Below are 20,119 nucleotides of genomic sequence, written 5' to 3'. Positions count from 1 at the left end.
AAGGTAAAGAACACCTTCTATTCCTGTTCGCCTTATGCTTGTCGCCGATAGGCAGGCGCCTTGCGCTTTTTTTATTAAATGACACTTGATAATACACGCTCATTGTTTTGTGATACGAGATTTTCTCCAACTAAGCTAATCCCGTTTGCAGCATTATTAGCTGCTACGGTAACTTCATCTCCTATATGTATACCTGTACAAACGACAACTTTTTCAATATGTGCATTTTTTCCGATAACTGCATTTTGTAAGATAACAGAATTCTTGATGATAGCACCTTTCGCTACCTTTACACCACTAAATAGAACAGAGTTTTCAACTGTTCCATAGATTTCGCAGCCTTCACTAATAAGCGATTGTGATACTTTAGCAGCAGCATCAAGATATTGAGGGGGATGAGTTTGTTCAACCGTGTAAATTTTCCAATCCTTGTCATGCAGGAGTATATTTGTTTCTTTTTTTAGCAAATCCATATTTGCTTCCCAAAAACTATCAATGGTTCCGACATCTTTCAATACCCGTTAAATGTATAGGCTACAAGCTTAAGGTTATTTCGAAGCATTGCCGGGATGATATCCTTCCCAAAATCCTTAGAGGAAAATGGATTTCTTTCTTCTTGCTCTAAATAATATTTTAATGTCTTCCATTTAAAAATATAGACTCCCATTGAAGCTAAATTTGATGATGGATTTTTAGGTTTTTCTTCAAAATCGAGAATTCTTCCTGTCTTTGCTTCCGTTTTCATCACACCAAATCTGCTTGCTTCGTTCCATGGGACTTCAATGACTGATATTGTGGCATCTGCTGAAGAGGTGATATGTTCCCTTAGCATTTTGCTGTAATCCATTTTATAGATATGATCGCCTGATATAACAAGGATATGCTCTGGGTCATATTGTTCAATGATGTGTCGATTTTGATAAATGGCATGTGCTGTTCCTTCATACCATCTTTCACCTTTTTCACACTGATATGGAGGGAGAATGCTTAAACCACTGTCTCTTCGGCTTAAGTCCCATTCCTTGCCATCGCCAATATAGCTTTGTAGAACATGAGGGTGATACTGCGTTAAAACACCGACTGTATCAATACCTGAATTTCTGCAATTGCTTAAGGTAAAATCAATGATTCGATATTTACCACCAAAGTGAACTGCAGGCTTTGCTAAATTTTCTGTAAGGTTTTTTAATCTAGTTCCTCTTCCACCAGCTAAAAGCATGGCAATACATTGTTTCTTCAAAATTGTTCCTCCTGATATCATTTTCTTTTTTAAAATAAATGATTCCTTTTCTACTTATGCTTTGTAACCCAGGAATAGAAGGAGTTATTTTTCTTCTCTTCCTGAGATCATGGTAATAAAAGGCTATTCTATTGATTTTAAGCTTTTATAAGCGGTCTTCCTCCCATAACTTATAAAAGTATTCAAGCTCTTCGTCATCGATAGAAACTTGATTATGTTCCTCATCATGTTTTATTAAATTAACAATGTTTTCCATTGGAATCCTCCTCTTAGTTGTCCTGATTAATAGGAATTAACAGGTTTTATGTTAACAAAATTCAAGTGTGAAAATAATCAAAATATTACGCCTATTTTAGATGAGTCTCGACAAAACAGAGGTAATCATTGGAAAATAGCATGTAATTTAATGGCGATCTTGTAGAATTTCACTTAAATTTTAATGAATTTGTCGAACTTTTTTTATGTTTTTTTAAAAATTTCATGTGTATAACCAATGAAGGACTGATTTACATCTGAAGTAATATCCAAAAAATTACATTCACCTTGTCCCCAGTTGCTGAATATACTGAAGAAAACAACTTAAGGTGATGCAAGTGAAGATCGTTAAACTTATCAAAGGCTGGTATCATGCTTATAAGGAAAAACATGTAGCACAGATGAAAGAACTTGGGAAATGTCCTGTTTGTCACGGAAGCGGATTTACGACAATACCAAGTCCATACACGGCGAATACATTTGATTGTCACACATGCAATGGAACAGGCTTATATTCCGAATGGGAGAAAAATAACGAATAAATTGATTATAAAAACTTCTGACATTAGTTAGAAGTTTTTAGTTTTTTATGCATATTACTAGTTCTTCAGGGGAAGATAACAATGATTTACATAAACAATATGAAAGGGGCTTGATCATGAATAAAAAGTGGTTACTCATGCTTACAAGTATTTTATTAGCTGTAATCGTTTCAGTTGGCTGTAATGTCGACCCGGACCCAGCGCCTCCGGAAGATAACAATGGTGTCAATGAAAATGGGACAGACAATAATGACAACAACAATAACCTTGATGATGCAATCGAGGGTGAAGAAAATATTCCTGGTGTTGATCAAAATGATACGATGAATAAAGATGATGAAAATGATGCAGCTCCAGATCCTGAAGATCCAGTAGAAGACGCGGAAGATCTTGGGGATCAAAATAACAAGGACGAATAATCAATTGTAAGAGGCTGTCTCAAAAGGGTTTAACCCTTTCGAGACAGCCTGTTTTATTTTAAATCATTTATTTCATCATCTAGTAAAGGGTGAAATTGATATTTCTTTAAATCAACAATATGATTATGTTTAAACATAACTCCTTCATCCTCAAGAAATTCCTTTTGCGATAAAAACATTTCCTCGTCATGGAAGGCAATTTCCCCTTTAGCATTGATGACTCTATGCCATGGAAGCTGATATTTGGCACTCATGGAATGAAGGATTCTCACCACTTGTCTTGCACCTCTTGGACTGTCGGCTAAACTGGCAATTTGTCCATATGTCATCACTTTTCCTGGAGGAATCTTTTGAATAATCTTAATGACTCTTTCTGTAAAGGAAAGCATGGCGATAACCTCTTTCTATCAATCACATTTTCATGTCTTTAACCACTAGGGTAACATAGAATGGTTATTTGTAAAAAATTCTTTACTTTTTTCTTTTAACTTTCATGTATACTATTATTCTGCATGAAAAAATACATAGAAAAAAGGTGGTTGTCATGAACGGAACTGCACATGCAACAATTGGAGCTGGTGTTGGGTTTATCACTGCTCAATCGGTACAGGCTGATCCAGGTGGAATGCTGCTATTAATTGGCATCGGCACTGTGGCAGGGTTAATGCCCGATTTAGATATAGATGGAAAATTAAGCAATAAAATTACATTTTCTCATACCTTAATTCGCTCTATTGCACAATTTATCGGCTTGTTGATGATCGGTTATATTCTTCTTGAAGAAACAGGGACAAATAAGTGGCTGGGGATATGTATTGGAGCTGCTATTATGATTATTTCTTCTTTTATTAAGCAGCGGCATATGCTGACAGTTACAGGAATAGGTGTTCTGGGAGGGGGATTGCTATTACAAGAAATGTGGTTAAGCCTTTTAGGAATCTTTGTGATCTTCGCTTCTTTTGTTCCACATCGCAGCTATACTCACTCGCTTTTAGGAATTGGTTATGTTGGCATTATTGCTTATTACTTAGAGGTTTCACTTGAAAGCCAAGGTGTTTTTCTAGCATGTCTTTTAGGCTATATCAGTCATTTACTTGCTGATTTGAAAATACTTCCATTTAACAAGCGCGGCGTGAAATTTTTCTTGCCTTTTTCTTCGAAGGAATTTTAAAGAATATTGATTAAACTAAAAGGGTCTGACCCTCATGCAATCTAATCACAAATGTTTGAGGTGTCTGACCCTTATATTTTAGAGTATTAATTTAAAATTTTCACTTCTACTTGTTTTCGGCCCCATTCTTTTGCTTCTGCTTTTGAAGGGATAAAGACATCAATTCTGTTGCCCTTTATTGCACCGCCAATATCTCCTGCAATCGCTGTGCCATATCCTTCTACATGAACTTTTGTACCTAGTGGAATGACGTCTGGATCAACAGCAATAACCTTTTGATCTGGATTTGCATTTAAGTCGATACCGGTACTTGTAATTCCAGAACATCCTTCACAGTTTGCCGTATAAGCAGTTGCTGTGACCGTTAACTCTTTTTCAACTGATGGTTTAGCTTGTTTTACTGGAGCTTTTTCGAGCTTAGAAGCAACTTTTTTTTCTGTTGGTTTTGCATTAGTTGTTGCTGCTTTTACATTAGCAGCATCCACACCATCAAGAATTAATTCGTCACCCGGGTGGATGATATGTGAATCTATATCATTAAGGTCTTTTAACTTATCAACAGTTAAGTTATTCTCCTGGGCAATCTCCCAAAGAGAATCTCCTTTCACAATTTCATAATACTCTGGAAGCTCTAATGTATCATTAGGGTGAATAATATCCCCAGTTAAATCGTTCCATTCCTTTAGATCATCAACAGACACCTCTTTTTGCTTCGCGATTTCGGAAAGAGTGTCTCCCTCTTTTACTTTTATTTCTTCAGCAGATGCGTTTACGGCAAATCCTGCTGAAAATAGAGCCGTTGTGATTAAGGATACAATGCCTTTTTTCATGTTATATGTCCTCCTTGTTAGCTGACTTTATGCTAATCAATGAGTCCTATCTTAACATGAAAAGCTGCTTTAAAAAGGACAAGCACCTAACAGTTACATTACGTTATTACAATTATGTAATAGAAACGTTACAAACTCAACCATTAATAACCAATCGATCCAATAGAAGCTAAATTATAGGATTTATATCCACAATAAGTCAATTTTACCATCAGCTGTTTTAATGAAAAATTGATTTGCAAATAGGAAATTTTTTAAAGCTGATTAGTTCATTAGAAATTTGTATATTAAAAATCCCATTTCAATATGTGATGATTTACCTTATTTATCCAATAGTGATCTGGCTAAACACCTATATATCATTAATAAAAATATGGTCTTTTTATCCCGGAAGGTATGCAGTTATGCGTTAAAGTAGTATGGTGGTAAGTTGTAAATGAAAATAAGAGCTTCATCCTACTTTTTTTCACAATAACAATAATTTGCTGTAACTAAAACTACATATTGGATCAATATTTCTTAACTAAAATGAATTTGTACTCATTCAATTTAGATAGGAGATGTAAAACATGAACAGAAAATTATTAGCAGGTGCTTCGATTGCATTTACGTTATTATTTAGTCCGTTGCACCAATCATTTGCAAACGATTCAACAGGGGATGCAAAAAAGGTTGATAATGTAGCACACCGCGGTGCCTCAGCATATGCGCCGGAAAACACAATTGCTGCGTTTGATAAAGCAGTAGAAATGAAAGCCGATTACATCGAAATTGACGTTCAACGGAGCAAGGATGGCGAATTGGTGCTTATCCATGATACGACTGTCGATCGCACAACTGATGGTACAGGAAAAGTAGGTGATTTAACATTTGAGCAGCTGAGAAGCCTTGATGCGGGAAGCTGGAAGGGTGAGGAATTTACTGGTGAAAAAATCCCGACATTTGCTGAAATTCTTGATCGCTATCATGGTAAGATCGGCATTTTAATCGAGTTAAAGGCTCCAGAGCTTTACCCGGGAATTGAAGCGAGTGTCGCTCAGGAATTAAAAGAACGAAATCTAGATAAACCGCAAAATGAAAAAATTATTATTCAATCGTTTAACTTTGAATCAATGAAACTTACGAATAAACTACTGCCTAAAGTTCCGATCGGTGTTTTAACATCTTCAAAATTGCATACAACTAAGGAAGCATTAGAGGAGTTTTCTACCTATGCTGATTACTTTAATCCACACTATGGAATTGTGACAAAAGATTTAGTTAATCAAGTACACTCACTTGGAATGAAAATTTCATCTTGGACTGTTCGAAACCAAGAGGCAGCTGATTTCCTTTTTGAAATGGGAGTAGACGCTATTATTACCGATTATCCTGATTATGTTGATCCTAGAAAATAACACTTAAAGTGAGGTAGAGAGACTGGCTTCAATTGTGAGCTGGTCTCTCTTTTCATGTATGTAAGCTTTGTTATGTTATTCCAGGGTTAAAGGGGGGATAAACAATGATTCTTTTCTTACCTTCAACCATTTGAACTTAAATGACTATACACTTTGAAAAAAGGTGTTAAAGTTTTCTGAATATTTCGTTTAAACACTTGATAGATACATAGTGTGTGGTATATGATATGTAAATGATGATATGGCAGGATTACGTGTTTCTGTATTATAAATAGTTAGAATTTTTTGAACTCATATGTTTCGAATCATGTTATTACTTAGATAAAGAGGAAGGGATTTTCTTATGGAATACTCATTTTCTGAACAAACGAAGAATTATAAATCATCAGCAGTTAGGGATATTCTGGCTGTTATTCAGCAAGGGAACGTTATTTCCTTTGCAGGCGGATTGCCATCTGAAGATTTATTTCCATTAGCTGATGTTCAAATCGCTTATGATAAGGTATTTGCCTCAGGAACATCAAGTTTGCAGTATGGTTTAACAGAAGGATTTAAACCGCTTAGAGAGGCGATTCAAGCAAGGATGGCTGGAAAAGGAATGAATACGGATCTTGAAAACATGCTGATCACGACTGGATCACAACAAGCAATTGATTTATTTTCAAGGGTTATCTTATCCATAGGGGATGTTGTCTTAACGGAAGATCCTACTTATTTATCAGCCCTGCAGGTTTTTCGCTCCTATGGGGCTAAGGTAGTGGCAGTAACTAGTGATGAACATGGAATGGAGTATGATGATTTAGAAGCGAAGATTAAAGCCTACCATCCAAAATTTATTTATATTATTCCGACCTTCTCTAATCCTGACGGAAAGGTTTGGAGTACAGAACGGAGGAAGCAGCTTTTGAACCTCTGTTATGAATACGGGGTACTTGTTCTTGAGGACGATCCTTATGGTGATATCCAATTTCATGAAGGTGAAGAATATCCTTCTGTCGCATCATTTGATCATGAGCAAAGCCATGTGGTTTACACAAGCACATTTTCCAAATCGGTTGTTCCTGCTTTACGTACAGGTTGGGTTACAGGTCCTTCTCCGATTATTAAAATGATGACACAAGCAAAACAAATGGCAGACCTGCACTCAAGTTCACTTGATCAGCAAGCATTATACTACTTATTACGTGATTTTAACTTGGAAGGTCATATTCAAACATTGAGAACGGAATATTACAATCGAATGATCATTATGAAGGATTATTTGAATAAATTGGAGCCAGGTATTTTTACATGGAAAGAGCCTAAGGGTGGAATGTTTTTATGGGTAGAGGGGCAGGAGCATTTAAATACACCAACCTTGCTCAAAATTGCAGTGGAAAAAGGTGTTGCTTTTGTACCTGGGGCTCCATTCTATGTAGACCAGCCTAAGTACAATACGTTCCGATTAAACTTTAGTCATTCTACCCCTGAAAAGATAAAATTGGGCATGGATCGGTTAGTTGATGTATTGTTAAGTCCAATAACAGTTTAAAACTAGATGAAAAAATGAGGAATCATTTATGCGATTCCTCATTTTTTTCATCTTTCATTACTCTTGAGATGAAAGTTCAATTTTTATTAATTTATCATCATCTTCCTGAGGGTTGCCCCGGCCATCACGATTACTCGTTATCGAATATAAATGAGTGTCCTCAACATATACATCGCGCATTCTTCCGCTCTTATCATGTAAAATGCTGACTGATTTATTCGTAAGATCAAGCTTGCGAATTTTCGAATCTCTTAAGGTTGCGATATAAAGTTTCCCATCATGATAGTCAATTCCAGATGGTGCCCATGTAATGTTTCCAGTATGATAAATCGGTTTCACCATGCCAGGTGCCTCTTCGTCGCCTTGAATTACAGGCCAGCCATAGTTGCTGCCAGGTTTAATAAGGTTAATTTCATCATGGGCGCTTTGACCATGTTCAGAGCTATATAAATTTCCCTCGTTATCCCAAGCGAGACCTTGTGGATTTCGGTGCCCATATGAGTATATATAAGAGTTTTGAATCGGATTATCTTCGGGTACTGTCCCATCTAGATTCATGCGAAGGATTTTTCCTGCTAAACTGTTTTTATTTTGTGAGAGCTCTGGTTCACCGGAATCTCCAGTTGTCACATAAAGCATACCATCTGGGCCAATCCTCATTCTCCCGCCATTATGAATACGTCCGCCAGGGATCAATTCCAATAGTGTCTTTATTTCCGTCCACGTATCTTCATTCTTTTGAAGAACCACAACACGATTTTTCATCTGTCCAGCTTGTGTATATGTATGGTAAGCAAAAGCTTGCTGGGTTGTTTCAAAATCAGGGGCCAGCACAAAGCCGAGAAGTCCGCCTTCACCTTCATGAAGGACTGCTTTTGTGAGCGTTAGCTTCTGTGGGGTAACATTTCCTGTCTCTTGATTGATTGCGATTAATTTGCCTTCTCGTTGAGTTATGTAGAACATGTCATCCTGTTTTGCGATTGTCCAAGGGATCGTTAAATTTGTTGCGATGATTTCTGTGGAAGCTGCAACGGCTTCTTCAACCTCTTGATTTACTTTTTGCTCTTGTTCTGTCTTTTTTTGAGTGTTGTCTAATGAACAGCCAGTAATCAATAGCAATGGTATAAGCAAAATGCACATTTTATACATTGTTTCTCTCCCTATCAATGGAAATGATTTGTATTCATAGTAACAAGTATGGGAGAGAGAATCAAAAAATAAACCAATAAATCAATAAGAATTAAGCTTCATTCTCCTCAGTTTCGCTCACTTTTTCAATCTTTTCAACAAACATTTGATAGACCTTCCGTTTTTCTTCTAATTCCTTTATATATTGTTTCAGTTCTTCATATTTTTCTACAAAAGGAATTTGATAGGCCGTTTTAATATTATTAATAATTTCATCATTAATAGTGGATTGAATGACTTGTTTGGTGATCCCGGACTTATAGGAGTAGAGCTGAAGGTCACATTTAATCTTTTCGTATTCCTCATCAATTTCACGTTTTTGCTGCAGCATTTCTTCCTTCCATTCTAACAAAGCATCTTTAACATATGAATTCAATTGTACCTCTCCTTAGCAGCTTATTCGTTTTGTACTATAGTCGATGACTATCTATATCTAATACACTATTTATAAAAAACATCTTATTTTATGGGGGTTAAAAGGTAACATAAAGTATTACAATTTAAGACTGTGAAAAAACAAATATGAATAAATACCTAATCTACTTTTTTAATATAGGAATTAAGTAAGTGGTAGCTAATCGTGAAGCAGCCAATATGCGGTATAATTGTATGAAAATTGATAATATTAATGCTGAAATCTTTTGGACATGGTACAATGAAATTGACATATATTCCATAATTATCCTTATAGTACCTAAAGGATATTGTTTGTTTCATATTTACTAGCCTTACCAGTCAACCCATTACTGTGTAGGGCTATTTTTGTAATGAGGAGGTGATAATTGTGTTGGAGTGGTTAGAGCTTCTTATCAAATTGTTAGTTGCTGCTGCCACACTTTTCTCTTCCATCACACTAGGATTAAAAAATATCGATGATTTAAGAAGAAAATCAAAAAAGAAAAGACGATGCCCCTAAGGGAATCGTCAAAAGAATGTGCTACGAGTAAATTATAATACAAAACTAAACAAAATATGAGGGAAAATTTAAAAAAATTGCAATTTTTTATCATGGTACTTAAGGATATATGGAATTATGTCACTTTTTAAATAAACTTTTTAGGAGGGATCACATGAGTAAAGTAGGTTTAATTCCTTTTACCATTCAAACAATCGTAAAAGACACAAATGTTATTCCACCGGGTATTGAGTTAATCGGTGCTCCTGCTGCTTGGGAGCACGGATTTAAAGGAGATGGCATTGTCATAGCAGTTCTTGATACAGGTTGTGATTCTAACCATGCAGAGCTAAAAAATCAAATCATTGATGGCTATAATTTTACGACAGACGATCATGGGGATCCAAAAAAGTTTATTGATTATAACGGACATGGTACACATGTTTGTGGAACCATTTGTGCTGAAGAAAATGACGAGGGGGTTATCGGAGTAGCACCAAACGCAAAGGTTCTTGTTTTGAAAGTGTTGGCGGGCCAAGGTTACGGTGATACAAAATGGGTGATAGAAGGGATCCGCTATGCGACAAATTGGAGAGGGCCTAATGGTGAACGTGTCCGCGTCATCTCAATGTCTTTAGGAGGCAAAGACAATAACCCTGATCTCCATCAAGCAATCAAAGAAGCGGTCGATCAGCATATTCTCGTTGTTTGTGCAGCAGGAAATGATGGTGATGGGAAAAATGAGACAGATGAACACGCCTACCCAGGTGCATATCCTGAAGTCGTCCAAGTTGGGGCGGTAAATTTGCAAAAGGAGATTTCCGAATTTAGCAATACCAACAAAGAAATCGATCTTGTTGCACCTGGGGAAGACATACTCTCAACCTATTTGAATAATAAGTTTGCTGTCTTATCCGGAACCTCTATGGCAACTCCTCATGTTTCAGCAGCTGCAGCGCTTATTATTCAACAATGCGAAAAAGAGTTTGAGAGACTGCTGACAGAGCCTGAAATTTATGCACAGCTTATTAAAAGAACCGTTTCATTGGAATATAGCCGGCGTTTTCAAGGTAATGGGATTTTGAATTTAGCATCTGGTATCATCTCCCCAACACAGAATCATCACACAGCTGCCGCTAACTAACACTCACAGTATGGGAGATTAACATAATGACAATAACACTCTCCCTTTCATAAAAGATATACCTAACTAATTGTTAAAAATAACATGTTGCTTTTTCCAAATAAAGTAGCGAGGCTGTCGCAAACGGGTTTGTTCCTGTTTTGAGACTGCCTTTTTCTTTTTAATTAAATAAAGAACGACAATCCATTTAGAGCCGTTCTGCTTACTCTAACAAATATATGAAGATCAGGCTTACTCATGTATAAAATGAACAAAACCTACAAAAAAAATTTAACAAACAATAATTTGGAAACGGTTACAGATCTTTCTCGCTCAATTAAAATGAAACTACTAAATTGAAAACGATTGAATATTTGCCATTTAGTATGGAGTGAAAGCGAGGGGGAAATTAAAATGTTAGCCATTTTAGGATTTTTAATGATCGGTGTATTTATGTTTTTAATTATTACGAAGCGCATGTCTGCAATAGTTGCGTTAATTATTATTCCAATCTTGTTCGCCTTAGCGGGAGGTTTTGGGAATGGAATAGGTGAAATGATGCTTGAAGGGGTCAAACAAGTTGCGCCGACGGGTGTCATGTTAATGTTTGCTATTCTATATTTTGGAATTATGATTGATGCCGGTTTGTTTGATCCGCTTGTTTCAAATATTTTAAGGATTGTTAAGGGAGATCCGTTAAAAATTGTAGTAGGGACAGCTGTTCTTTCCATGTTGGTTGCGCTGGATGGTGATGGGACAACAACCTATATGATTACTGTATCAGCCATGCTTCCGCTTTATAAACGTATTGGAATGAACCCGCTTATCTTAACATGTATTGCGATGCTTTCCTTTGGTTTTATGAATATGACACCTTGGGGCGGTCCTACAGCAAGAGCTGTTAGTGCGCTGCAGCTTGATATAGCTGATGTATTTACTCCGCTTATCCCTGTAATGCTTGGCGGAGCTTTATGGACTCTATTTACCGCGTTCATCCTGGGACGGAAGGAACGTAAAAGATTAGGCATTGCAAAGATCCATTATTCAAATTATGAAACTCTTGCTTTAAGCGAACACAGTGCTGCATTAGAATATGAGGACTACAAGCGGCCCAAATTGTTATGGATTAATTTACTCCTAACGGTTACATTGCTTGTTTGTTTAATATTATCTGTATTACCACTGCCTATTTTATTTATGATAGCGTTTGTTGTTGCCCTTATGATTAATTACCCAAAATTAGATGACCAGAAAGAGAGAATAACTAATCATGCCGGAAATGTTTTGGCTGTTGTCGGGTTAGTGTTCGCTTCAGGGATCTTTACAGGCATCTTATCTGGAACGGAAATGGTTGACGCTATGGCGAACAGTTTAGTTGCCGTTATTCCAGAATCATGGGGTTCGAATTTTGCGCTCATTACAGCAGTTACAAGTATTCCATTTACGTATTTTATGGCAAATGACCCTTATTATTTCGGCGTTTTGCCGATTTTGGCAAAAACAGCTGCGGCTTATGGGGTAGACCCGGTCGAAATTGCTCGTGCATCGATATTAGGGCAGCCGGTTCATGCTATGAGTCCTTTAATGGCCTCTGCCTATTTACTTGTTGGGATGGCAGGTGTTGAATTTGGCGATCATCAAAAATTTATCTTTAAATGGGCGTTAGGATCATGTTTTGTCATGATTGCACTAGCACTACTTATCGGAGTGATTACTTTATAAGAAACTAGAAGAGACTATCAAAAGGGTCAGTGCCTTTTAAGATAGTCTTCTTTTGTTTCAAAGATATGATTAATCTTTTTAGAAAAGAGCTTTATATTTTCAATGTTTTCTAAGACTTCAGTCATTAGAAAACGTGCCTTATTGCCAAGTCCTAATGGCGAAAGCCTTAGTTTTTCTTATACTATCATCCATAAAATCTTATACATTCTAGTGTATGAAAAAAGATATGATGCTTTGTAATGAGAGATGAATGATTCTTTCTTTCTATTTGAATTACAGCCATAATTTGGTATACATAGAGTAGGTCAGAAAAAAATTCCATCTGCTAGGAGGAGAAGAATGAAAAAAACACCGTTACAAATGAAATTGGTTCCTTATACGATCAATTCGATCATTGATCAGGCGAACGAAACTCCAAAGGGTGTTAGTTTAATACAGGCACCTGTGATTTGGGAAGAAAGCAACCAAGGTGAAGACATTGTCATAGCTGTTATTGATACTGGTGTTAACATTGATCATCCAGATCTTAAAGATCAGATTATTGGTGGACGAAATTTTACAACTGACTATAATGGTGACCCCGACGCATTTGAGGATAATAATGGGCATGGTACTCACGTATCTGGTACCATTGCCGCTAGTTTGAATAAAAATGGCGTTGTTGGCGTTGCACCAAAAGCGAAACTGTTATGTTTAAAGGTATTAACAGGAGAAGGCTCTGGTAATTATGATTGGATTATAGATGCGATAAACTATGCGGTTGATTGGCGTGGTCCGCAAAATCAACGAGTTCGGGTCATTTCAATGTCACTTGGCGGTCCAGAGGATGTGCCTGAATTGCATAAAGCGATACAAAATGCGGTTAATAAGGATGTATCGGTCGTTGTTGCCGCTGGAAATGAAGGGGACGACAGAGAGGATACCTTTGAATATTCTTATCCTGGAAGCTATAACGAGGTTATACAAGTAGGAGCAGTGAGCAATGATTTAACCCTTGCTCCATTTACAAATACGAATACGGAAGTAGACCTTGTTGCTCCCGGTGTCGAAGTCGTATCGGCTTATCTGGATCATAAATATGCAGCACTTTCCGGAACTTCGATGGCAACTCCTCATGTAGCCGGTGCAATAGCTTTGCTTATTAATTTATGTGAAAAACAGTTTGATCGCTCTCTCATTGAAGCGGAAATCTATGCACAGCTCATAAGACGCACATTACCATTGGGAAATCGGAAAAGCTCTGAAGGAAATGGGTTCCTCTTGCTTAATTTAGTAGAAAAAATCTATGAGATTATCAATGTTGCCCGATTTCATGTAACGGATAATCAGAATTAATTTTGTAAGATTAAGTAAATCATCGCCTTAGCAATAATGAACTAGAGAGGTGAGTGAGTTGGAGAAGAGTAGAATCGGAGCTATAAATGAAACTTCAGATGTAAAAGCGGCATTAATTACATTGGAGCAAAATATAGAGCGAATTAAGAATGAGCGAGAATATTATGATCAAGAGAAGGATTTGAATACAATCAATGCGTATTACCAAGACATTAATTTCCAGGCAGAGGATCTGTATTCTCAATTAAATCGTTTAGTAACCAATACACATGAAAATAAGCTTCCGTATAATTCCGAGACAAGAAACCATCTTTATTCATGGGTTGATCTTCAAGAAGACGGAAAGTTGAAGAGCATTTATTCAGGTGAGAAGAAAGATCCTGAACAAGTGATCAAAGAGGATTATGAAGCAGAACGGAAAAGAAATAAAGCTTTTCAAAATTTAATGATGGTTAAAACGGAGAACGACAAAACGATTCTGGAAAAAATCGCCTTGATTGAAAGTGAAAATATGTACAATTGTGAGCATGTCGTTCCACAATCATGGTTTGAGAAGGATAACCCAATGAGAGGCGACTTGCATCATTTATTCACCTGTGAAATTAAATGCAATTCAACAAGATCGAATTTACCTTACTTTGACTTCACTGATTATAACCCGGAAATGCAAATAAGAGCGATCAAAACAAATTGCGGAAAATATGAGGGAAATAAATTTGAGCCGGAAAGCGGCAAAGGCGAGGTTGCCCGTGCCACCTTATATTTTCTATTAAGATACCCAGGAGAAATTAGCCAATATCGCAATGAAGACATCGAAATGCTGGTGAAATGGCATCAAGATGACCCGGTCACAATCTATGAAAAACACCGAAATATGGCAATTTATGAAATTCAAAAAAATAGAAATCCATTAATCGATTTCCCGCAATACGCAGAAAAAATCGAGTTTACCTTAGGTTTAACAAGATAATTCGTTTTATTGTGATGAACCCCTTTAGGGGAAGAAATAAAGAAGTTGTTTCAAGAGGGGGCTAACCCTTCCTGAGACAGCTTCTTTTTATATTACTTATTAATGGTAATTAGGCTGCTGAATACATATGCAACTGTATTTTATATCCGAGTATGAGTAATGTTTGCCTAATTGGTTACATAAACCAGTGCCAAAAGGTTGCATTTATTTAATATTTTTGTTTTAATTAGATGTTACTTTTTATACAAAAGATCTCCTATCGTAAAAAAGTAACAAGCAAGTAAACATCTCTGTACGTTATATCTTGCAAATATAAATATAGAAGGTGGAATTTTTATGGAGAATAAAGAATATCGTGTTTTATTATATTATCACTATGTAACAATAGAAAACCCTGAAGAATATACACAACAGCATTTAGAATTTTGTAAAAGCATTGGCTTGAAAGGCAGAATTTTAATTGCCCATGAAGGGATTAATGGTACTGTATCTGGTACAGTTGAGCAAACGGATCAATATATGGCATATATGAAAGAGGATCCGCGCTTTAAAGATATGGTTTATAAAATAGATGCGGCAGATGGCCATGCCTTTAAAAAAATGCATGTGCGCCATCGACCAGAACTTGTTACGCTTCGATTAGAAGAAGATGTGAACCCGCTTGAGTTAACGGGCAAATATTATAGTCCAAAGGAATTTTATGAAGCAATGCAGCAGGAAGATACTGTGGTTATTGATGCCAGAAATGATTATGAATATGATTTAGGGCATTTCCGCAATGCGATTAAGCCGGATATTAAAACGTTCAAAGATCTGCCTGACTGGATTCGTGAGAACCGTGAACAATTTGAGGGGAAAAAGATTTTAACATACTGTACAGGCGGCGTACGTTGTGAAAAATTCTCCGGTTGGTTACGTAAAGAAGGCTTTGAAGATGTTGCCCAGCTTCATGGCGGGATCGTCACCTATGGGAAAGACCCGGAAGTGCAGGGTGAGCTTTGGGATGGACAGTGCTATGTATTTGACGAAAGAATAAGTGTACCTGTCAATCGGGTAAACCCTGTCGTTGTTGGAAAGGACTACTTTACAAACGAGCCTTGTGAACGTTATGTAAATTGTGCGAATCCTGAATGCAATAAACAAATCCTCTGCTCAGAAGAAAATGAGCATAAATATATGCGTGCTTGCAGCCATGAATGCCGGGTTCACCCAAGAAACAGATATGTAGCAGAACATGGTTTAACAGAAGAACAAGTGAAGGAAAGACTTTCAGTACTAGCTTAATTGATCAGCCATAAGATTGATTCACATGATCATCCTTGCTTCACATTTGGTTAAAAAGAGTCCACAAATAGGGCTCTTTTTTCTTTTGCTTTTCCTTCTGTAGATAATCATTTCGTTTTGAAGTTGCTCATTCCTTCAGATATCAGTTGAAAAGGCCCGCGTTTATCCTCTCCTAACGTTATGATTATAGCCGTTACATATCATTGTAAGCTAAGATTCTATTATATTCCTCGTCTTTTTTCTTTCTATAATGGCCGATCTTTGATGAAAAATAAATATCGCTTTATTTTTGTAAAAAGGTAAACAAAAATGTAAGCGCTATTAAAATAATAAATCTTTTAAGGAGTTGGATTGGAAAAAGGTTTTTCTAGTTCTTACCGCAGTCATTTTATGTTTTGGATTAGGTGAGTTTTCTTTCATTACTCAAAAAGGTGATGCTGCAGAAGGGGACAACAAAGTCTTAGCCTTTCCTGGTGCTGAAGGAGGTGGAATGTATACAAGCGGAGGACGCGGCTATGACGTCTATGAGGTGACAACCTTGGAGGATTATGGTGCTTCCGAAACGCCAATAAAAGGATCCTTAAGAGATGCAGTGAGTCAAGGAAATCGAACGATTGTGTTCAGAGTATCAGGGACGATCCATCTTAAGCAGCAATTAAAAATTGAACAAAAGAATCTTACAATAGCCGGGCAAACTGCACCTGGTGATGGCATTACTGTTGCCGATTTTGGCACTGATATCTCTGGTTCTGAAAACATTATCATTCGTTACATGAGATTTAGACCAGGCAGTGCCAATCTGGAAACAGAGCCTGATGCTTTTGGCGGCCGTGATGTCAAAAATGCCATGATTGATCATATCTCTACAAGCTGGTCTGTAGATGAGACGCTCTCTTTTTATCGAAATGAAAATACGACCTTACAGTGGAGTATTATTAGTGAGAGCCTGTATATTTCTGGACATGCAAAGGGAAGACATGGTTATGGCGGAATTTGGGGCGGTGAGAATGCGACCTTTGCTAATAATTTAATTGCCAGCCATACAGCCGTCTTCCTGCACTAGGCAACACAGGGAATAAACTATACCCTGTATCGGGTACCGATATGGTGAACAATGTGATCTATAATTGGGGCTTTAATTCAACATATGGTGGAAATGACCAAGAAAATAATATCATTAATAATTACTACAAGCCAGGTCCATCGACACATGAAAAGGTCATGAAGCGCATCGTCAGCCCTGGCCAAACTGGCAAACTATTTTAGCTCTAGGTGAACATGATCGTCCAGAGGAAATTGGTATCCCTTCCTTAAAGGGAACAACACTTCCTTACTGGTTGAAAATCACGAGAAAAGGAGATGTCCTAACTGGATATGACTCTGAAGACGGTGAAAATTGGATTGAGGTTGGAAGCAAAGAAATTAAGATGGGAGAAAAGGTATACATTGGTTTTGCTGTAGATGCTGCTAAAAATACAAGTGCCATTAATCATTATAATACAGCAGTTTTCTCTGCCATTTCTTTAATAGGAGATATACGTAAGTAAGAGTGAAGTGAGCTTACCATTATAATAAAGAGGAGCATTCGCAGGAGCGTTCGCTTCTCTTTTTAGTAGAGTTTCTTCATCATCTTAAAAGACAATATTGTCTGGGAAATATAATGGGTACGTTTGTCGTATATTGACAGGTAAAATAAGAGAGTCATATAATATTTTAGATGTAATCGTTTTAATAGGGGATGGGAAGGGTTGATTAGCAATGAAACATAAACCAAAGTATTTTTATCGTATTTTTTTACCTTTTGTTTTAGTAGGAACTCTTGCCATGATCTTATTTAATGGTTTTGCTTATCTTTTTACAAAATCTTCATTTGAAGAGAAAATCACCTTAGAAAAGCAGGAAAATGTGGTTCAAACAATGAATGCATTCGAGCAGAAATTACAAACATTAGATTATGCTCTTAATTCCTATGTCCATGATTCCGGATTCAGAAGGTCTATTAACGAGACGTTAACGGTCAAAAATTTTGACACGTATCAATCCATTGATAAACAACTAAACTATATCTCTTCCTTTGGACCTAGTCAGACAACAATCGATTTAGTGAGCTTAAAAGGGAATTGGGTCATCAACCAAAACGGATTAAAGGTACTTACTAAGTCGGAGAAGGAATACATCACATCACACTACTTGTCTCTCCAGCACCCCTCCACATGGTTAAAGGAAGAGAAGGTGAAAAATGAGATTAAGCTTGTGAAACAAACCCCCTATTATTCGTCAACTAAGAATGGGGTTCTCATTGTTCATATCCCATTAAAGGCATTAACAAGTCTCCTTTATAAACAAGCAGAATCTAGTCCAATTTATATTTACAGCCAAGATGGAACACTTATCTATCAAAGTGATTCAGAAGAAAAGGCGATCAATCAAAAAATCATTACTGACCTAACAAATGATCATCAAGGACAGACAAGTGTTATTCCAGTTGATATACAAGGACAGGAGCAATATAAAGTAGCCTTTGCAAAATCAGGATATAATGGATGGATTTACTTAACGAAAATAAATGATTCAGAGTTTTCCGAAGCGATGAAACCAACGATTATTGGCTCAGTACTAATGAGTATTTTTATGTTAATCGTGACCATAATTATTGCCTATGTCAGTTCAGATTATTTTTCGAAACCAATTCGTGAGCTGCAGAAATTCATTCCGAAAATGCAACGGAATGAGTATAAGGATGAATTTGAACTGATTGGCAAATCGATTCGTGAAGTTATGAATAAAAACCAATCACTCGAACATATTGTCACAAGTCAATATGAACAATTGAAGACGTTGTTTATGTTAAATCTGTTTCATGGGCGTATGAATGAGCAAGAAATTAACGAGCAATTGCAGGATTTTAAATATCCTCAAAAATGGCAGTACCTATATGTACTGGCCATTCAATTTGATCAATTAGAAAACAATAACTTTACGCGTAAAGATAAAGACGTGCTTTTGTTTTCTATTAACCAGATCGTGTCTGAAATTATTCATAAAGAAGAGCAATTAACTCCTTCGGTAATTGATTCGCAGACCCAGGCAACGATTTTTATTTGCCAAGATTTAGATACAGACCAACACGTTTTGATCATTAACCAATATGCTGAAAAAATACAGAAAGCAGTAAAGGAAATTTTTAATTTGACAATTAGTATAGGAATAAGCAGTCCCTTTAAAAATCTGGCAGATAGTAAATTAGCGCTTGGACAAGGGATTGAAGCGTTGAAATATCGCTTAAAAGTAGGAAAGGAATCGATTATTTTTTATGAAAGTGTTTCGGCTATTTTTAAAAATAATCAGATCAAAACTTATTTTCCTAAAATCCTTGAAAATCAATTATTTGATGCAATTAAATTAGGAGAAAGTGAGAAAGCTAAGGAAACCTTGCATCTATTGCTGGCAGATTTGTTTAAAAACAATACAAATCCTCATGAATTAGAAGTTAATATTATGCGGTTTTTAAATGATTTAATTAGCTTTATGCATATTGTGGGGATGGATACATTCATGATAGAGGATCATAAAACACTCTATAATGTGATTTCTGAAATGAAAACATCTGAAGAAATTGAAATGTTCGTTAAACATAAAATTGTTTATCCGATGATCAATGCAATTACGGAGCGTACTGATTCTCAATATAAAACCATTTCTGATAAAATTGTTCATATTATTCAAAATGAATTTGATACAGAGCTATCATTAGAAAGTATCGCAGCACGTCTTCATTATAATAAAAATTATTTAAGCAGCATCTTTAAAAAGGAATTCAAACAATCTTTTAGCGAATACCTTGCCCTCTATCGATACGATATGGCAAAGAAATGGTTGAAGGAAACAAATATGTCAGTGAAAGAGATATCGGAAAAGCTGCAATATAAAAATTCACAAAATTTTATCCGATCCTTCCGTAAATTTGAAGGAACAACACCGGGGAAATACCGGGATTTGCATCGGGGTGAGACACTATCCTTTTAAAAGGTTGAACAGGAAAATCTCCTGCTCAACCTTTTTTGAGTTTTGGAAATGATAAAATTCCTATAATTTAGCTAAGCACTTCGGCATCCAGCTCCGAAGCACAGGATGTGCAAGTGCAGTCAGTGCAACAGGACGTTGCGTTTTTGACTGCCAGCGCCTAGCCCCTCGAGTCATAAGCCAATTTAGAATTG

General features: G+C 36.5%; 17 protein-coding genes and 2 pseudogenes. 14 read left to right on the top strand and 5 right to left on the bottom strand.

The features are described from left to right. Positions 1 to 74: 74 nt before the first annotated feature. Positions 75 to 1,243: pseudogene (locus tag Q1B07_RS20610) on the bottom strand (glucose-1-phosphate adenylyltransferase). Between the two features lie 590 nt (positions 1,244 to 1,833). On the opposite strand from Q1B07_RS20610, the gene Q1B07_RS20605 reads away from it, so the two are divergent. Continuing rightward, positions 1,834 to 2,037 carry a methionine aminopeptidase gene (locus tag Q1B07_RS20605; RefSeq protein ID WP_299093606.1) on the top strand — a complete coding sequence of 68 codons (204 nt, stop codon included), beginning with the start codon at positions 1,834 to 1,836 and terminating at the stop codon, positions 2,035 to 2,037. 116 nt (positions 2,038 to 2,153) lie between these two features. Further along, positions 2,154 to 2,456, top strand: coding sequence for a hypothetical protein (locus tag Q1B07_RS20600; RefSeq protein ID WP_299093608.1), 303 nt, complete (start codon positions 2,154 to 2,156; stop codon positions 2,454 to 2,456). Positions 2,457 to 2,509: 53 nt separating this feature from the next. On the opposite strand, the gene Q1B07_RS20595 is transcribed toward Q1B07_RS20600, so the two are convergent. Continuing rightward, the gene (locus tag Q1B07_RS20595) at positions 2,510 to 2,845 is read right to left on the bottom strand and encodes an MGMT family protein (protein WP_299093610.1); all 336 of its coding nucleotides are present in this window, start codon (positions 2,843 to 2,845) and stop codon (positions 2,510 to 2,512) included. Between the two features lie 155 nt (positions 2,846 to 3,000). Between Q1B07_RS20595 and Q1B07_RS20590 the strand changes: the two genes are divergently transcribed. After that, positions 3,001 to 3,627, top strand: coding sequence for a metal-dependent hydrolase (locus Q1B07_RS20590; RefSeq protein WP_299093612.1), 627 nt, complete (start codon positions 3,001 to 3,003; stop codon positions 3,625 to 3,627). Between the two features lie 86 nt (positions 3,628 to 3,713). Here Q1B07_RS20590 and Q1B07_RS20585 read toward each other — a convergent pair whose 3' ends face one another. Continuing rightward, positions 3,714 to 4,457 (bottom strand): LysM peptidoglycan-binding and 3D domain-containing protein, encoded by a 744-nt coding sequence (locus Q1B07_RS20585; RefSeq protein WP_299093614.1) that lies wholly within the window; start codon positions 4,455 to 4,457, stop codon positions 3,714 to 3,716. 569 nt (positions 4,458 to 5,026) lie between these two features. Between Q1B07_RS20585 and Q1B07_RS20580 the strand changes: the two genes are divergently transcribed. Further along, a complete protein-coding gene (locus tag Q1B07_RS20580; protein WP_299093615.1) occupies positions 5,027 to 5,854 on the top strand; it encodes a glycerophosphodiester phosphodiesterase family protein in 828 nt (275 codons plus the stop codon). A 343-nt stretch (positions 5,855 to 6,197) separates the two neighbouring features. Beyond that, positions 6,198 to 7,385, top strand: coding sequence for a PLP-dependent aminotransferase family protein (locus tag Q1B07_RS20575; RefSeq protein ID WP_299093616.1), 1,188 nt, complete (start codon positions 6,198 to 6,200; stop codon positions 7,383 to 7,385). A gap of 57 nt (positions 7,386 to 7,442) precedes the next feature. Here the strand turns inward: Q1B07_RS20575 and Q1B07_RS20570 are convergent, their stop codons facing one another. After that, positions 7,443 to 8,534 (bottom strand): sorbosone dehydrogenase family protein, encoded by a 1,092-nt coding sequence (locus tag Q1B07_RS20570; RefSeq protein WP_299093617.1) that lies wholly within the window; start codon positions 8,532 to 8,534, stop codon positions 7,443 to 7,445. Positions 8,535 to 8,625: 91 nt separating this feature from the next. Further along, a complete protein-coding gene (locus Q1B07_RS20565) occupies positions 8,626 to 8,949 on the bottom strand; it encodes a hypothetical protein (RefSeq protein WP_299093618.1) in 324 nt (107 codons plus the stop codon). A gap of 408 nt (positions 8,950 to 9,357) precedes the next feature. Between Q1B07_RS20565 and Q1B07_RS20560 the strand changes: the two genes are divergently transcribed. The 9 genes and pseudogenes from Q1B07_RS20560 (at position 9,358) to Q1B07_RS20520 (ending at position 19,928) form a co-directional block, all read left to right on the top strand. After that, positions 9,358 to 9,489 (top strand): hypothetical protein, encoded by a 132-nt coding sequence (locus tag Q1B07_RS20560; protein WP_299093619.1) that lies wholly within the window; start codon positions 9,358 to 9,360, stop codon positions 9,487 to 9,489. 154 nt (positions 9,490 to 9,643) lie between these two features. Further along, the gene (locus tag Q1B07_RS20555; protein WP_299093620.1) at positions 9,644 to 10,612 is read left to right on the top strand and encodes a S8 family peptidase; all 969 of its coding nucleotides are present in this window, start codon (positions 9,644 to 9,646) and stop codon (positions 10,610 to 10,612) included. A 393-nt stretch (positions 10,613 to 11,005) separates the two neighbouring features. Then, on the top strand, positions 11,006 to 12,313 hold the full coding sequence (locus Q1B07_RS20550) for a citrate:proton symporter (RefSeq protein ID WP_299093621.1): 1,308 nt from the start codon (positions 11,006 to 11,008) through the stop codon (positions 12,311 to 12,313). 339 nt (positions 12,314 to 12,652) lie between these two features. Further along, positions 12,653 to 13,648, top strand: a complete 996-nt coding sequence (locus tag Q1B07_RS20545; protein WP_299093623.1) for a S8 family peptidase — start codon at positions 12,653 to 12,655, stop codon at positions 13,646 to 13,648. A 58-nt stretch (positions 13,649 to 13,706) separates the two neighbouring features. Beyond that, a complete protein-coding gene (locus Q1B07_RS20540; protein ID WP_299093625.1) occupies positions 13,707 to 14,618 on the top strand; it encodes an endonuclease in 912 nt (303 codons plus the stop codon). Between the two features lie 336 nt (positions 14,619 to 14,954). After that, entirely contained in the window at positions 14,955 to 15,902 is a 948-nt protein-coding gene (locus Q1B07_RS20535) for a rhodanese-related sulfurtransferase (protein ID WP_299093627.1), read from the top strand. Between the two features lie 346 nt (positions 15,903 to 16,248). Beyond that, positions 16,249 to 17,159, top strand: a pseudogene (locus tag Q1B07_RS20530) (hypothetical protein); the annotation flags it as partial. A gap of 80 nt (positions 17,160 to 17,239) precedes the next feature. Beyond that, the gene (locus Q1B07_RS20525) at positions 17,240 to 17,449 is read left to right on the top strand and encodes a hypothetical protein (protein WP_299093629.1); all 210 of its coding nucleotides are present in this window, start codon (positions 17,240 to 17,242) and stop codon (positions 17,447 to 17,449) included. Positions 17,450 to 17,660: 211 nt separating this feature from the next. Next, a complete protein-coding gene (locus Q1B07_RS20520) occupies positions 17,661 to 19,928 on the top strand; it encodes an AraC family transcriptional regulator (protein WP_299093631.1) in 2,268 nt (755 codons plus the stop codon). Positions 19,929 to 20,119: the final 191 nt, after the last annotated feature.

The organism is uncultured Metabacillus sp. (assembly GCF_947503125.1).
In the GTDB taxonomy this organism is placed as follows: Bacteria; Bacillota; Bacilli; order Bacillales; family Bacillaceae; genus Metabacillus.
The sequence above is the reverse complement of the archived record's forward strand: the minus strand, read 5'-3'. Positions and strand labels throughout refer to the sequence as shown.